Annotated in this window: 26 protein-coding genes; 1 reads left to right on the forward strand and 25 read right to left on the reverse strand. The window is 49.8% G+C overall.

Translation table 11 applies throughout. The features are described from left to right. Positions 1-6: 6 nt before the first annotated feature. The 22 genes from secY to rpsJ all read right to left on the reverse strand — a co-directional run bounded on the left by secY (position 7) and on the right by rpsJ (position 10,506). Positions 7-1,338 (reverse strand): preprotein translocase subunit SecY, encoded by a 1,332-nt coding sequence (gene secY / locus JQ822_RS23770; protein ID WP_001118864.1) that lies wholly within the window; start codon positions 1,336-1,338, stop codon positions 7-9. A gap of 7 nt (positions 1,339-1,345) precedes the next feature. After that, positions 1,346-1,780, reverse strand: a complete 435-nt coding sequence (gene rplO / locus JQ822_RS23775; RefSeq protein ID WP_096759320.1) for a 50S ribosomal protein L15 — start codon at positions 1,778-1,780, stop codon at positions 1,346-1,348. A 3-nt stretch (positions 1,781-1,783) separates the two neighbouring features. Beyond that, entirely contained in the window at positions 1,784-1,963 is a 180-nt protein-coding gene (rpmD, locus tag JQ822_RS23780; RefSeq protein ID WP_001140434.1) for a 50S ribosomal protein L30, read from the reverse strand. Between the two features lie 3 nt (positions 1,964-1,966). Next, complete coding sequence (gene rpsE, locus JQ822_RS23785; protein ID WP_003031131.1) at positions 1,967-2,470, reverse strand: 30S ribosomal protein S5; 504 nt, start codon at positions 2,468-2,470, stop codon at positions 1,967-1,969. A gap of 14 nt (positions 2,471-2,484) precedes the next feature. Next, a complete protein-coding gene (gene rplR, locus JQ822_RS23790) occupies positions 2,485-2,838 on the reverse strand; it encodes a 50S ribosomal protein L18 (RefSeq protein ID WP_000358960.1) in 354 nt (117 codons plus the stop codon). Positions 2,839-2,847: 9 nt separating this feature from the next. After that, positions 2,848-3,381 carry a 50S ribosomal protein L6 gene (gene rplF / locus JQ822_RS23795; RefSeq protein ID WP_213135445.1) on the reverse strand — a complete coding sequence of 178 codons (534 nt, stop codon included), beginning with the start codon at positions 3,379-3,381 and terminating at the stop codon, positions 2,848-2,850. Positions 3,382-3,393: 12 nt separating this feature from the next. Then, complete coding sequence (gene rpsH, locus JQ822_RS23800) at positions 3,394-3,786, reverse strand: 30S ribosomal protein S8 (RefSeq protein ID WP_003031127.1); 393 nt, start codon at positions 3,784-3,786, stop codon at positions 3,394-3,396. Between the two features lie 33 nt (positions 3,787-3,819). Continuing rightward, complete coding sequence (gene rpsN, locus JQ822_RS23805; RefSeq protein WP_045448294.1) at positions 3,820-4,125, reverse strand: 30S ribosomal protein S14; 306 nt, start codon at positions 4,123-4,125, stop codon at positions 3,820-3,822. Between the two features lie 14 nt (positions 4,126-4,139). Next, entirely contained in the window at positions 4,140-4,679 is a 540-nt protein-coding gene (gene rplE, locus JQ822_RS23810; RefSeq protein WP_003031123.1) for a 50S ribosomal protein L5, read from the reverse strand. A 14-nt stretch (positions 4,680-4,693) separates the two neighbouring features. Further along, on the reverse strand, positions 4,694-5,008 hold the full coding sequence (gene rplX / locus JQ822_RS23815) for a 50S ribosomal protein L24 (protein ID WP_003031122.1): 315 nt from the start codon (positions 5,006-5,008) through the stop codon (positions 4,694-4,696). Between the two features lie 10 nt (positions 5,009-5,018). Next, the gene (gene rplN, locus JQ822_RS23820) at positions 5,019-5,390 is read right to left on the reverse strand and encodes a 50S ribosomal protein L14 (RefSeq protein WP_000613954.1); all 372 of its coding nucleotides are present in this window, start codon (positions 5,388-5,390) and stop codon (positions 5,019-5,021) included. Between the two features lie 162 nt (positions 5,391-5,552). Continuing rightward, positions 5,553-5,807 carry a 30S ribosomal protein S17 gene (gene rpsQ / locus JQ822_RS23825; RefSeq protein WP_003031120.1) on the reverse strand — a complete coding sequence of 85 codons (255 nt, stop codon included), beginning with the start codon at positions 5,805-5,807 and terminating at the stop codon, positions 5,553-5,555. Then, positions 5,807-5,998, reverse strand: coding sequence for a 50S ribosomal protein L29 (gene rpmC, locus JQ822_RS23830; RefSeq protein ID WP_000644742.1), 192 nt, complete (start codon positions 5,996-5,998; stop codon positions 5,807-5,809). Before rpmC ends, rpsQ begins: the two co-directional genes overlap by 1 nt. Then, positions 5,998-6,408, reverse strand: a complete 411-nt coding sequence (rplP, locus tag JQ822_RS23835) for a 50S ribosomal protein L16 (protein WP_000941212.1) — start codon at positions 6,406-6,408, stop codon at positions 5,998-6,000. The genes rpmC and rplP overlap by 1 nt, the downstream gene beginning before the upstream one ends. 12 nt (positions 6,409-6,420) lie before the next feature. Continuing rightward, positions 6,421-7,119, reverse strand: a complete 699-nt coding sequence (rpsC, locus tag JQ822_RS23840) for a 30S ribosomal protein S3 (protein ID WP_006817277.1) — start codon at positions 7,117-7,119, stop codon at positions 6,421-6,423. A 17-nt stretch (positions 7,120-7,136) separates the two neighbouring features. Then, positions 7,137-7,469, reverse strand: a complete 333-nt coding sequence (gene rplV / locus JQ822_RS23845; protein WP_000448832.1) for a 50S ribosomal protein L22 — start codon at positions 7,467-7,469, stop codon at positions 7,137-7,139. A 14-nt stretch (positions 7,470-7,483) separates the two neighbouring features. Further along, positions 7,484-7,762, reverse strand: coding sequence for a 30S ribosomal protein S19 (gene rpsS / locus JQ822_RS23850; RefSeq protein WP_001138115.1), 279 nt, complete (start codon positions 7,760-7,762; stop codon positions 7,484-7,486). Positions 7,763-7,778: 16 nt separating this feature from the next. Then, positions 7,779-8,600 (reverse strand): 50S ribosomal protein L2, encoded by an 822-nt coding sequence (rplB, locus tag JQ822_RS23855; RefSeq protein WP_038634702.1) that lies wholly within the window; start codon positions 8,598-8,600, stop codon positions 7,779-7,781. Positions 8,601-8,617: 17 nt separating this feature from the next. Beyond that, the gene (gene rplW / locus JQ822_RS23860; protein WP_004868363.1) at positions 8,618-8,920 is read right to left on the reverse strand and encodes a 50S ribosomal protein L23; all 303 of its coding nucleotides are present in this window, start codon (positions 8,918-8,920) and stop codon (positions 8,618-8,620) included. Then, positions 8,917-9,522 carry a 50S ribosomal protein L4 gene (rplD, locus tag JQ822_RS23865; RefSeq protein ID WP_003031119.1) on the reverse strand — a complete coding sequence of 202 codons (606 nt, stop codon included), beginning with the start codon at positions 9,520-9,522 and terminating at the stop codon, positions 8,917-8,919. The genes rplW and rplD overlap by 4 nt, the downstream gene beginning before the upstream one ends. Before the next feature lie 10 nt (positions 9,523-9,532). Continuing rightward, positions 9,533-10,162: a 50S ribosomal protein L3 gene (gene rplC, locus JQ822_RS23870; protein ID WP_096759318.1), complete on the reverse strand. Its 630-nt coding sequence runs from the start codon at positions 10,160-10,162 to the stop codon at positions 9,533-9,535. A 32-nt stretch (positions 10,163-10,194) separates the two neighbouring features. Next, positions 10,195-10,506, reverse strand: coding sequence for a 30S ribosomal protein S10 (rpsJ, locus tag JQ822_RS23875; RefSeq protein ID WP_001181005.1), 312 nt, complete (start codon positions 10,504-10,506; stop codon positions 10,195-10,197). 380 nt (positions 10,507-10,886) lie between these two features. On the opposite strand from rpsJ, the gene JQ822_RS23880 reads away from it, so the two are divergent. After that, positions 10,887-11,354, forward strand: coding sequence for a prepilin peptidase (locus JQ822_RS23880; protein ID WP_213135447.1), 468 nt, complete (start codon positions 10,887-10,889; stop codon positions 11,352-11,354). On the opposite strand, the gene bfr is transcribed toward JQ822_RS23880, so the two are convergent. The 3 genes from bfr to JQ822_RS23895 form a co-directional block, all read right to left on the reverse strand. Then, entirely contained in the window at positions 11,351-11,827 is a 477-nt protein-coding gene (gene bfr, locus JQ822_RS23885) for a bacterioferritin (RefSeq protein WP_213135446.1), read from the reverse strand. The two genes, JQ822_RS23880 and bfr, sit on opposite strands and share 4 nt — an antisense overlap. Before the next feature lie 71 nt (positions 11,828-11,898). Then, positions 11,899-12,093: a bacterioferritin-associated ferredoxin gene (gene bfd, locus JQ822_RS23890; protein WP_003031111.1), complete on the reverse strand. Its 195-nt coding sequence runs from the start codon at positions 12,091-12,093 to the stop codon at positions 11,899-11,901. A 183-nt stretch (positions 12,094-12,276) separates the two neighbouring features. Then, positions 12,277-12,402: EF-Tu C-terminal domain-related protein (locus tag JQ822_RS23895; RefSeq protein ID WP_072107453.1), on the reverse strand; the 126-nt coding region annotated here is incomplete at its 5' end.

The following is a 12,402-nucleotide window of genomic DNA, read 5'->3' on the forward strand; positions in this document are numbered from 1 at the left end:
CGACTGTTAACGGCCGTAGCCTTTCAGATTCGCCTTCTTCAATGCAGACTCATACTGACTTGACATCATCAGAGTTTGCACTTGAGCCATAAAGTCCATAATCACGACAACAACGATAAGCAGTGAGGTCCCACCGAAGTAGAACGGTACTTTCATTGCATCACGCATGAACTCCGGGATCAGGCAGATAAAGGTAATGTAAAGCGCACCAACCAAAGTCAGGCGGGTCATTACTTTATCGATATACTTCGCCGTTTGCTCTCCCGGACGAATTCCTGGTACAAATGCACCGGACTTCTTCAGGTTATCTGCTGTTTCACGCGGGTTGAAAACCAACGCCGTGTAAAAGAAACAGAAGAAGATGATTGCAGACGCATAGAGTAACACATAAAGCGGTTGCCCAGGCTGCAAATACAGCGAAATTGTTGTCAGCCAGTTCCAACCAGTACCGCCCCCGAACCATGACGCGATGGTCGCCGGGAACAGAATAATACTGGAAGCGAAGATTGCTGGGATAACCCCGGCCATATTCACTTTCAGCGGTAAATGTGTGCTCTGTGCAGCATAGACACGACGACCTTGCTGACGTTTCGCGTAGTTTACCACAATGCGGCGTTGACCACGCTCAACAAATACAACAAAGAACGTCACTGCAAATACTAATACTGCAACCAACAGCAACACGAGGAAGTGCAGGTCGCCTTGACGCGCTTGCTCGATAGTATGGGCAATGGCTGGCGGGAGTCCCGCGACAATACCGGCGAAGATAATGATTGAGATACCGTTACCGATACCACGCTCAGTAATCTGTTCGCCCAACCACATCAGGAACATAGTCCCTGTGACCAGACTTACAACAGCGGTGAAATAGAATGCAAAGCCTGGATTCATTACCAGGCCCTGCATACCAGGCATATTCGGTAGACCGGTAGCAATACCGATCGACTGGAATATCGCCAGCACCAGAGTACCGTAGCGGGTGTACTGGCTGATCTTACGACGACCAGACTCCCCTTCTTTCTTAATTTCTGCCAGCGTTGGATGAACCACCGTCAGCAGCTGGATAATGATCGACGCCGAAATATACGGCATGATCCCCAGAGCAAAGATAGAAGCACGGCTGAGAGCACCACCAGAGAACATGTTAAACATTTCAATGATGGTGCCTCGCTGTTGCTCAAGCAGTTTGGCAAGTACAGCGGCATCAATACCAGGGATCGGAATGAAAGAGCCAATACGGAACACAATCAGCGCGCCGATAACAAACAGCAGTCTGCGTTTCAGCTCGCCTAAGCCACCTTTGGCACTTTGAAAATCTAATCCCGGTTGTTTAGCCATCTGCTACTTATTCCTCGATTTTACCGCCAGCAGCTTCGATAGCAGCACGAGCGCCTTTAGTAACACGCAGGCCACGAACAGTTACCGGAGTAGTGACTTCACCAGCCAAGATCACTTTCGCGAACTCGATCTGGATACCGATAATGTTTGCTGCTTTCAGCGTATTCAGGTCTACAACACCGCCTTCAACTTTAGCCAGGTCAGACAGACGAACTTCGGCTGTGATCGCTGATTTACGTGAAGTGAAGCCGAATTTCGGCAGACGACGGTACAGAGGCATCTGACCACCTTCGAAACCGCGACGTACGCCACCGCCAGAACGAGACTTCTGACCTTTGTGACCACGACCACCGGTTTTACCGAGGCCAGAACCGATACCACGACCCAGGCGGCGAGCCGCTTTTTTAGAGCCTTCGGCCGGAGACAGAGTATTTAAACGCATCTCTTACTCCTCAACTTTAACCATGAAGGAAACCGCGTTGACCATACCACGAACAGCAGGAGTATCCTCGCGTTCTACGGTGTGACCAATACGACGCAGACCCAGGCCAAGCAGCGTTGCCTTGTGTTTCGGCAGACGACCGATTGCACTGCGGGTTTGAGTAATTTTAATAGTCTTTGCCATGGTTTATTTCCCCAGAATTTCTTCAACGGATTTACCACGCTTGGCAGCGACCATTTCCGGAGATTTCATATTTTCCAAACCATCGATAGTTGCACGAACCACGTTAATCGGGTTGGTGGAACCATACGCTTTAGCCAGAACGTTACGAACTCCAGCGACTTCCAGAACGGCGCGCATTGCACCACCGGCGATGATACCGGTACCTTCGGAAGCCGGCTGCATGAAGACACGAGAACCCGTGTGAGTACCCTTAACCGGGTGCTGCAGGGTGCCGTGGTTCAGCGCGACGTTAATCATATTGCGACGGGCTTTTTCCATCGCTTTCTGGATCGCTGCTGGAACTTCACGCGCTTTACCGTAACCAAAACCTACGCGACCGTTACCATCGCCAACTACAGTCAGAGCTGTGAAGGAGAAAATACGACCACCTTTAACGGTTTTAGATACGCGGTTAACCGCGATCAGCTTTTCCTGCAGTTCGCCAGCTTGTTTTTCGATGTGAGCCATCTTACACCTCTACCTTAGAACTGAAGGCCAGCTTCACGGGCAGCATCTGCCAGTGCCTGGACACGACCATGATATTGGAACCCGGAACGGTCAAAGGATACATCTTTGATGCCTTTTTCCAGAGCGCGTTCAGCAACAGCTTTACCTACAGCTGCAGCAGCGTCTTTGTTACCGGTGTACTTCAATTGTTCAGCGATAGCTTTTTCTACAGTAGAAGCAGCTACCAGAACTTCAGAACCGTTCGGTGCAATTACCTGTGCGTAAATATGACGCGGGGTACGATGTACCACCAGGCGAGTTGCACCCAGCTCCTGGAGCTTGCGGCGTGCGCGGGTCGCACGACGGATACGAGCAGATTTCTTATCCATAGTGTTACCTTACTTCTTCTTAGCCTCTTTGGTACGCACGACTTCGTCGGCGTAACGAACACCCTTGCCTTTATAAGGCTCAGGACGACGGTAGGCGCGCAGATCTGCTGCAACCTGACCGATCAGCTGTTTATCAGCGCCTTTCAGCACGATTTCAGTCTGGGACGGACATTCTGCAGTAATACCTGCCGGCAGCTCATGATCAACTGGATGAGAGAAACCTAAAGCCAGGTTTACTACATTCCCTTTGACCGCTGCGCGGTAACCTACACCAACCAGCTGCAGCTTCTTAGTGAAGCCTTCGGTAACACCGACAACCATTGAGTTCAGCAGGGCACGCGCGGTGCCAGCCTGAGCCCAACCATCTACGTAACCATCACGCGGACCGAAGGTCAGTGCATTATCTGCATGATTAACTTCAACAGCATCGTTGAGAGTACGAGTCAGCTCGCCGTTTTTACCTTTGATCGTAATAACCTGACCGTTGATTTTTACATCAACGCCGGCAGGAATAACGACCGGTGCTTTAGCAACACGAGACATTTTTTCCTCCGATTAGGCTACGTAGCAGATAATTTCGCCACCAAGACCAGCTTGGCGCGCTGCACGATCAGTCATAACACCTTTAGAGGTAGAAACAACTGCGATACCCATGCCTGCCATAACTTTTGGCAGCTCGTCTTTACGCTTATAAATGCGCAGACCTGGGCGACTGACACGCTGAATGCTTTCTACAACAGCTTTACCCTGGAAATACTTAAGAGTAAGTTCCAGTTCCGGCTTGGTGTCGCCTTCAACTTTAAAATCTTCAATAAAACCTTCTTCCTTCAGCACGTTGGCAATTGCCACTTTCAGCTTGGAGGAAGGCATGGTGACCGCAGCTTTATTCGCGGCCTGACCGTTACGGATACGGGTCAGCATATCCGCGATCGGATCTTGCATGCTCATCTGTCTTTACTCCCGTGATTCAATTGGTGACAATTACCAGCTAGCCTTTTTAAGACCCGGAATTTCACCGCGCATAGCGGCTTCACGGACCTTAATACGGCTCAACCCGAACTTCCGCAGGAAAGCGTGCGGACGACCAGTTTGACGGCAGCGGTTACGCTGACGAGACGGGCTGGAATCACGCGGCAGAGACTGCAGCTTCAGAACTGCGTTCCAACGATCTTCGTCGGTCGCGTTCACATCAGAGATGATAGCTTTCAGTTCAGCGCGTTTTGCGAAGTACTTATCAGCTAAAGCTACGCGCTTAACTTCGCGTGCTTTCATTGATTGCTTAGCCATTCAGTAACCCTACCTTACTTGCGGAACGGGAAGTCAAAGGCAGCCAGCAGAGCACGGCCTTCTTCGTCAGATTTCGCAGTAGTGGTAATGGTAATATCCAAACCACGCACGCGGTCGACTTTATCGTAGTCGATTTCTGGGAAGATGATCTGCTCACGGACACCCATGCTGTAGTTACCACGACCGTCGAAAGACTTAGCGGACAAGCCACGGAAGTCACGGATACGTGGAACAGCAATAGTGATCAGGCGCTCAAAGAACTCCCACATGCGTTCGCCACGCAGAGTTACTTTACAGCCGATCGGATAGCCCTGACGGATTTTGAAGCCTGCAACAGATTTGCGTGCTTTGGTGATCAGCGGTTTTTGACCGGAGATTGCTGTCAGATCAGCTGCTGCGTTATCCAGCAGTTTCTTGTCAGCGATCGCTTCACCAACACCCATGTTCAGGGTGATCTTCTCGACCCGAGGGACTTGCATGACAGAATTGTAGTTAAACTCAGTCATGAGTTTAGCGACTACTTCGTCTTTGTAGTAATCATGCAGTTTCGCCATCGTACTACTCCAAATTACTTGATAGTTTCGCTGTTAGACTTGAAGAAACGGACTTTTTTGCCGTCTTCGAATCTAAAGCCTACACGGTCAGCCTTGCCGGTTGCCGCGTTGAAGATAGCAAGGTTAGAGATCTGAATAGCTGCTTCTTTCTCTACAATGCCGCCTGGTTGGTTCAGGGCCGGAACCGGCTTCTGATGTTTCTTAACCAGGTTGATACCTTCAACAATGACCTTGCCGGAAGACAGGACATTTTTTACTTTACCGCGTTTACCTTTATCTTTACCGGTTAACACGATAACTTCGTCATCACGACGGATCTTCGCTGCCATGATTCGCTCCTTAGAGTACTTCTGGTGCCAGAGAGATAATTTTCATGAACTTCTCGTTACGAAGTTCACGAGTTACCGGCCCAAAAATACGCGTACCGATAGGTTGCTCGCTGTTATTGTTTAAAATAACGCATGCATTACCATCGAAGCGAATGACAGAACCGTCCGGGCGACGAACACCCTTCTTGGTGCGCACCACTACCGCCTTCAGCACATCACCTTTTTTGACCTTACCACGCGGAATTGCTTCCTTGATGGTGATCTTGATGATGTCGCCTACGCCTGCGTAGCGACGGTGCGAGCCACCCAGAACCTTGATACACATTACGCGACGTGCACCGGAGTTGTCGGCGACGTTCAGCATAGTCTGTTCTTGGATCATTTTAGTGCTCCGCTAATGTCAACTACTACTGAGACCCGAAAATCAGGTCGTTAAAAAGCCCCATATCGGGGGCGCGGCATTATAACACCGCTTCAACGATATGGGTAGAAAAAATAAACGGCTCATCGCTGAGCCGTTTATTCGTTGAGAATGCATACTCTATTACAGAACAGCTTTCTCTACAACGCGAACCAGCGTCCAGGACTTAGTCTTGGACAGCGGACGGCATTCGCGGATTTCAACCACGTCACCAGTACCGCATTCGTTGTTCTCGTCATGTACGTGCAGTTTGGTCGTACGCTTGATGAATTTACCGTAGATCGGGTGTTTCACAAAACGTTCGATAGCAACAACAATGGATTTCTCCATTTTGTCGCTAACAACGCGACCTTGCAGAGTACGGATTTTATCGGTCATTACGCACCCGCCTTCTCAGTCAGTAAAGTCTTAACGCGTGCGACATCACGACGCACTTGCTTCAACAGGTGAGACTGTTGCAGCTGGCCACTTGCAGCCTGCATACGCAGGTTGAACTGCTCACGCAGCAGATTCAGCAGCTCGGTGTTCAGCTCTTCAACACTCTTCTCACGCAGCTCTTTTGCTTTCATTACATCACCGTCTTAGTTACAAAGGTGGTTTTAATCGGCAGTTTCGCTGCTGCCAGCTTGAATGCTTCACGGGCCAGCTCTTCCGGTACACCGTCCATTTCATACAGGACTTTACCCGGCTGAATCAAGGCAACCCAATACTCCACGTTACCTTTACCTTTACCCATACGCACTGCCAGCGGCTTTTCAGTGATCGGTTTGTCCGGGAATACACGGATCCAGATCTTACCTTGACGCTTAACTGCACGGGTCATAGCACGACGTGCTGCTTCGATCTGACGGGCAGTCAGACGACCACGGCCAACAGCTTTCAGACCGAAGCTGCCGAAGCTAACATCCGTACCCTGCGCCAGACCGCGGTTACGGCCTTTGTGCATTTTACGGAATTTTGTACGCTTTGGTTGTAACATCAGCGACGCTCCTTATTTACGGCCTTTACGCTGCTGCTTTTTAGGTTGAGCAGCCGGTTCCGGTTGTTCAACAGCAGCCATACCACCCAGGATCTCGCCTTTGAAGATCCATACCTTAACGCCGATTACACCGTAAGTGGTGTGCGCTTCAGAGGTGTTGTAGTCGATGTCAGCACGCAGAGTGTGCAGAGGTACGCGACCTTCGCGGTACCATTCGGTACGTGCGATTTCCGCGCCGCCCAGACGGCCGCTAACTTCAACTTTAATACCTTTAGCGCCCAGACGCATTGCGTTCTGTACAGCACGCTTCATAGCACGACGGAACATAACGCGACGTTCCAGCTGAGAAGTGATGCTGTCAGCAACCAATTTTGCGTCCAGTTCAGGCTTACGCACTTCGGCGATATTGATCTGGGCAGGTACGCCAGCAATATCAGCTACGACTTTGCGCAGTTTTTCTACGTCTTCGCCTTTCTTACCGATAACGATACCCGGGCGAGCGGTGTGAATGGTCACACGGATGCTCTTAGCCGGACGCTCGATAACGATACGAGATACAGACGCTTTAGCCAGTTCCTTAGTCAGGTACTGACGTACTTTAAAATCGCTGTCCAGGTTGTCAGCGAATTCTTTGGTGTTCGCAAACCAGGTTGAATTCCATGGTTTTACAATACCCAGGCGAATACCATTAGGATGTACTTTCTGACCCATTGCTAGTCTCCAGAGTCTCAGCGATCGGACACAACCACAGTAATGTGGCTGGTGCGCTTCAGGATGCGATCTGCACGACCTTTTGCACGCGGCATAATGCGCTTCATGCTCGGGCCTTCGTCTACGAAAATTTTCGTAACTTTCAGATCGTCAATGTCAGCGCCATCGTTGTGTTCAGCGTTAGCAATGGCAGATTCCAGGACTTTCTTAACCAATACAGCCGCTTTCTTATTGGTGTAGGTCAGAATATCCAGAGCCTGCGACACTTTCTTACCGCGAATAAGGTCTGCAACAAGGCGAACCTTCTGAGCAGAAGAACGAGCATGGCGATGTTGAGCTAAAGTTTCCATCTCTTCCTCCTACCTTATTTCTTCTTCGCTTTTTTATCAGCAGCATGGCCGCGATAAGTACGAGTCGGTGCGAATTCACCCAGTTTGTGACCGACCATTTCGTCGGAAACAAATACCGGAACGTGCTGACGACCATTATGGACAGCGATGGTCAAACCGATCATGTTAGGAAAGATCGTTGAACGACGGGACCAAGTGCGCAGGGGCTTCTTGTCTCCGCTTTCCACCGCTTTCTCTACCTTCTTCAGCAAGTGCAGGTCAATAAAAGGACCTTTCTTGAGAGAACGTGGCATGGCTTATCCTCTAAAATTATTTGCTACGGCGACGTACGATGAATTTATCAGTACGCTTGTTGCTGCGGGTCTTCTTACCTTTGGTCTGAACGCCCCACGGAGTTACCGGGTGCTTACCAAAGTTACGACCTTCACCACCACCATGTGGGTGATCGACTGGGTTCATCGCAGTACCGCGAACGGTAGGACGAACACCACGCCAGCGTGCAGCACCTGCTTTACCCAGAACGCGCAGCATATGCTCAGCATTGCCAACTTCGCCCAGAGTTGCACGGCAGTCTGCTTCGACTTTACGCATTTCACCAGAACGCAGACGCAGGGTGACATAAGCACCATCACGAGCAACGATCTGAACGTAAGTACCAGCGGAACGTGCCAGCTGACCGCCTTTACCTGGTTTCATTTCTACGTTATGAACGGTAGAACCAACCGGGATATTGCGCATCGGCAGGGTGTTACCTGCTTTGATTGCAGCATCAACGCCAGATTGAACCTGGTCGCCAGCTTTCAGGCCTTTAGGGGCCAGGATGTAACGACGTTCGCCGTCTTTGTACAGAACCAGCGCGATGTTCGCGGAACGGTTCGGATCGTACTCAAGACGTTCAACAATTGCCGGGATACCGTCTTTGTTGCGTTTGAAGTCAACGATACGATAAGCCTGCTTATGACCACCACCGATGTGACGAGTAGTGATGCGGCCATTGTTGTTACGACCACCGGATTTGCTGTTTTTTTCAACCAGCGGAGCAAAAGGTTTGCCCTTGTGCAGCTCTGGGTTGACCACTTTAACGACGTGGCGACGACCCGGAGATGTCGGTTTACATTTAACAACTGCCATTGTATTACTCCTCCGACTTACTCAGCGCCGCCGACGAAGTCCAGATTCTGGCCTTCCTTCAGGGTGACGTAAGCTTTTTTCCAGTCGCTACGACGACCGATACGCTGTCCGTGACGTTTAACCTTCCCTTTAACAACCAGGGTGTTAACGACTTCGACTTCGACTTCAAACAGTTTCTGCACAGCAGCTTTGATTTCTGCTTTGGTCGCGTCTTTAGCAACTTTGAGAACGATGGTATTGGTTTTTTCCATCGCAGCAGACGCTTTTTCAGAAACGTGCGGTGCACGCAGCACCTTCAGCAAACGTTCTTCACGAATCATGCCAGCATCTCCTCAACTTGCTTAACAGCATCAGCAGTCATTACGACTTTGTCGAAGGCGATCAGGCTAACCGGGTCGATACCAGTTGCATCGCGTACGTCAACCTTGTGCAGGTTGCGCGCAGCCAGGAACAGGTTTTCGTCCAGCTCACCGGTGATGATCAGCACATCTTCCAGAGCCATGTCTTTCAGTTTCTGTGCCAGCAGCTTAGTTTTAGGCGCTTCTACAGAGAATGATTCGACAACGATCAGACGATCCTGACGTACCAGTTCGGACAGAATGCTTTTCAGCGCGCCGCGGTACATCTTTTTGTTAACTTTTTGACTGTGGTCCTGCGGGCGAGCAGCGAAGGTTACGCCACCGGAACGCCAGATCGGGCTCTTGATAGAACCTGAACGCGCACGGCCGGTACCTTTCTGGCGCCACGGCTTTTTGCCTGAACCAGTTACTTCAGCACGAGTCTTCTGAGCACGAGTACCCTGACGAGCACCAGCTGCATAAGCAACAACAACCTGGTGAACCAGCGCTTCGTTGAAATCACGACCGAAGGTAGTTTCGGAAACAGTCAGCGCGCTCTGCGCGTCTTTCAATACTAATTCCATTGCTATCCCCTTACGCCTTCACAGCTGGTTTAACGATCAGGTCGCAACCGGTCGCACCCGGAACACCACCTTTAACCAGCAGCAGGTTGCGCTCAGCGTCAACGCGTACTACGTCAAGGCTCTGAACGGTGACACGCTCGTTACCCATCTGACCTGCCATTTTCTTGCCTTTGAACACTTTGCCCGGAGTCTGGTTCTGACCGATAGAACCCGGAACGCGGTGAGACAAGGAGTTACCGTGAGTCGCGTCCTGGGTACGGAAGTTCCAGCGCTTAACGGTACCTGCGAAACCTTTACCTTTAGAGGTGCCGGTTACGTCAACTTTTTTAACGTCAGCAAACAGTTCAACGCTAATGTTCTGACCAACGGTGTATTCTTCACCATCTGCCAGACGGAACTCCCACAGGCCGCGGCCAGCTTCTACGCCAGCTTTAGCAAAGTGACCAGCTTCCGGCTTGGTTACACGGTTAGCTTTTTTAGCACCAGTGGTAACCTGAACAGCGCGATAGCCATCGTTAGCCAGATCTTTGATCTGAGTAACGCGGTTTGCTTCAACTTCGATAACGGTTACTGGGATAGATACGCCATCTTCAGTGAAGATGCGGGTCATACCCACTTTTTTACCGACTAAACCAATCATTGTATCAACCTCTCAATCGCTCGATGACCTGATTAACCCAGGCTGATCTGCACGTCTACACCGGCAGCCAGGTCCAGACGCATCAGAGCATCAACGGTTTTTTCAGTTGGCTCAACGATGTCAACCAGACGCTTGTGAGTGCGAATTTCGTACTGATCACGCGCGTCTTTGTTAACGTGCGGAGAGATCAGAACGGTAAAGCGCTCTTTGCGGGTCGGCAGCGGGATCGGACCACGAACCTGCGCACCAGTGCGCTTGGCAGTCTCGACGATTTCCGCGGTTGATTGATCGATCAGACGATGATCAAACGCTTTCAAACGGATACGGATTCTTTGGTTCTGCATGAGACCAGAGCTCCAATTATTTTATAGACGAAATAGTTACTCCTCAAACCCATTACGATTGATGGGAGAGTGTAACCGTTCTTACAGAGTTCCCCGATTGGGAACATTGTCTGGTATCGCTTTCGCAGTACCGGTGGCTCATATCGAACCGCTGTCAATATTAGACAAGCCCGCGCATTATACGTAAATCTCAGTCTTACGCAAGTGCCGCGTAGATATTAATCACTCAACCGGTAATGCGAACGCTATTCCACTTTGATTGTAGGGGATTTTATACACCGTAATTTTTTTGGAAGGAGTCAAACGTAATGAGCGATCGGGCCTTGTATGGCTGGCGTGTTTGCTTAAGTGTGGAGTCTCTTTCTACAGAGGATTCGCGCATGTACACCGGTCTCCCCTTTCTGTTTCTCTACATCTCATTATGCGGGCTACTTTGGCTCGAGGATTTACGCACCGGGTTATTACCCGACAAATTTACTTGTCCTCTTCTCTGGTGTGGTCTTCTTTACTACCAGTGCTGTGAACCGGCACTGCTATCCGACGCACTTTGGGGAGCCATAGCAGGCTATTGCGCATTTTCTCTGATCTACTGGAGCTATCGCCTGGTACGGAAGTATGAAGGATTGGGCTATGGCGATGTAAAATTCCTCGCCGCGCTGGGTGCGTGGCATCGGTGGGAATCATTACCACTTTTGGTCTTCCTGGCTGCTTGCTTAGCTTGCTGCATGATGGGAGTTGAATGTGTCAGGCACGGAAAAATGCGACTAAAAAACCCGCTGCCATTTGGACCATATCTGGCGGCTGCGGGTTTTATTATTGGCGGGATAAATCGGCTACAGGCCGCTTAGTCACTGACTTTAATTTGCGACTGCAGGTAATTTTGCAATCCCAGTTTTCCAATCAGATCCAGCTCCGTTTCGAGCCAGTCAATATGCCCTTCTTCATCGATCAGGATCTCTATCATCATGTCCCGACTGACATAGTCATGAACGCTATCGGCATAGGCAATGGCTTCGCGTAAATCTTTCGCACCATCCAGCTCAAGTCGAAGATCTGATTGCAGCATCTCCTCAACGTCTTCGCCAATCCCCAACTTACCCAGGTCCTGTAAGTTTGGGAGCCCTTCTAAAAATAAAATACGCTCAATATATTTATCGGCGTGTTTCATCTCATCAATAGATTCATGGTACTCAACATCATTAAGGCGAGTCAGTCCCCAGTTTTTAAACATTCGGGCATGGAGAAAATACTGGTTGATCGCGACAAGCTCATTTCCCAATAGTTTATTGAGATAATTTATGATTTTAACATCACCTTTCATTTTATAGTCCCTCCGCTTCCACTCTTAGAGCGTAGATGGGGCTACCGGGATGTCAAAAAAAAGAGTGTGACTTAGGCGATCTCTTTAAATTCTGGCATTTGTGTCAACTCATCTTGCATCACTTCACGCGCAGCGCGAATGCATTTACCGCATTGATTTCCAACAGGAATAAATTTACGTAATTGCTGAAAGGATTGCGGGTGAAACTGGCGAACAGCCTGACGAATTTTTTTATCACTTATCGCATTACACAAACAAACGTACATGATCGCTCCCGTTCAATTTATGCGCAAAGTGTAAATGAGAATAGTTATGATTACAATAGCACAATACTGTTTGTATGCTGGCCGGGCTCGCGAAAATGCGAATAAATATTACAGAAGTTAAATAGCAGGCAGCAAAAAGGGCGCCTAAGCGCCCTTTTCAATTCAAAACTAATTAACGAGTAATTAGCTCAGAACTTTAGCAACAACGCCCGCACCTACAGTACGGCCGCCTTCACGGATTGCGAAACGCAGACCGTCGTCCATCGCGATCGGGTGGATCAGGGTAACAACCATTTTGATGTTGTCGCC

It is taken from the genome of Citrobacter sp. FP75 (genome assembly GCF_018342065.1).
Taxonomy (GTDB): Bacteria; Pseudomonadota; Gammaproteobacteria; order Enterobacterales; family Enterobacteriaceae; genus Citrobacter.

Bases quoted from the DNA above. Each gene is read 5' to 3' on its own strand.
- secY (WP_001118864.1), bottom strand. From the start codon at position 1,338: ATGGCTAAACAACCGGGATTAGATTTTCAAAGTGCCAAAGGTGGCTTA.
- rplO (WP_096759320.1), bottom strand. From the start codon at position 1,780: ATGCGTTTAAATACTCTGTCTCCGGCCGAAGGCTCTAAAAAAGCGGCT.
- rpmD (WP_001140434.1), bottom strand. From the start codon at position 1,963: ATGGCAAAGACTATTAAAATTACTCAAACCCGCAGTGCAATCGGTCGT.
- rpsE (WP_003031131.1), bottom strand. From the start codon at position 2,470: ATGGCTCACATCGAAAAACAAGCTGGCGAACTGCAGGAAAAGCTGATC.
- rplR (WP_000358960.1), bottom strand. From the start codon at position 2,838: ATGGATAAGAAATCTGCTCGTATCCGTCGTGCGACCCGCGCACGCCGC.
- rplF (WP_213135445.1), bottom strand. From the start codon at position 3,381: ATGTCTCGTGTTGCTAAAGCACCGGTCGTTATTCCTGCCGGCGTTGAT.
- rpsH (WP_003031127.1), bottom strand. From the start codon at position 3,786: ATGAGCATGCAAGATCCGATCGCGGATATGCTGACCCGTATCCGTAAC.
- rpsN (WP_045448294.1), bottom strand. From the start codon at position 4,125: ATGGCTAAGCAATCAATGAAAGCACGCGAAGTTAAGCGCGTAGCTTTA.
- rplE (WP_003031123.1), bottom strand. From the start codon at position 4,679: ATGGCGAAACTGCATGATTACTACAAAGACGAAGTAGTCGCTAAACTC.
- rplX (WP_003031122.1), bottom strand. From the start codon at position 5,008: ATGGCAGCGAAGATCCGTCGTGATGACGAAGTTATCGTGTTAACCGGT.
- rplN (WP_000613954.1), bottom strand. From the start codon at position 5,390: ATGATCCAAGAACAGACTATGCTGAACGTCGCCGACAACTCCGGTGCA.
- rpsQ (WP_003031120.1), bottom strand. From the start codon at position 5,807: ATGACCGATAAAATCCGTACTCTGCAAGGTCGCGTTGTTAGCGACAAA.
- rpmC (WP_000644742.1), bottom strand. From the start codon at position 5,998: ATGAAAGCAAAAGAGCTGCGTGAGAAGAGTGTTGAAGAGCTGAACACC.
- rplP (WP_000941212.1), bottom strand. From the start codon at position 6,408: ATGTTACAACCAAAGCGTACAAAATTCCGTAAAATGCACAAAGGCCGT.
- rpsC (WP_006817277.1), bottom strand. From the start codon at position 7,119: ATGGGTCAGAAAGTACATCCTAATGGTATTCGCCTGGGTATTGTAAAA.
- rplV (WP_000448832.1), bottom strand. From the start codon at position 7,469: ATGGAAACTTTAGCTCAACATCGCCATGCTCGTTCTTCTGCTCAGAAG.
- rpsS (WP_001138115.1), bottom strand. From the start codon at position 7,762: ATGCCACGTTCTCTCAAGAAAGGTCCTTTTATTGACCTGCACTTGCTG.
- rplB (WP_038634702.1), bottom strand. From the start codon at position 8,600: ATGGCAGTTGTTAAATGTAAACCGACATCTCCGGGTCGTCGCCACGTC.
- rplW (WP_004868363.1), bottom strand. From the start codon at position 8,920: ATGATTCGTGAAGAACGTTTGCTGAAGGTGCTGCGTGCACCGCACGTT.
- rplD (WP_003031119.1), bottom strand. From the start codon at position 9,522: ATGGAATTAGTATTGAAAGACGCGCAGAGCGCGCTGACTGTTTCCGAA.
- rplC (WP_096759318.1), bottom strand. From the start codon at position 10,162: ATGATTGGTTTAGTCGGTAAAAAAGTGGGTATGACCCGCATCTTCACT.
- rpsJ (WP_001181005.1), bottom strand. From the start codon at position 10,506: ATGCAGAACCAAAGAATCCGTATCCGTTTGAAAGCGTTTGATCATCGT.
- JQ822_RS23880 (WP_213135447.1), top strand. From the start codon at position 10,887: ATGTACACCGGTCTCCCCTTTCTGTTTCTCTACATCTCATTATGCGGG.
- bfr (WP_213135446.1), bottom strand. From the start codon at position 11,827: ATGAAAGGTGATGTTAAAATCATAAATTATCTCAATAAACTATTGGGA.
- bfd (WP_003031111.1), bottom strand. From the start codon at position 12,093: ATGTACGTTTGTTTGTGTAATGCGATAAGTGATAAAAAAATTCGTCAG.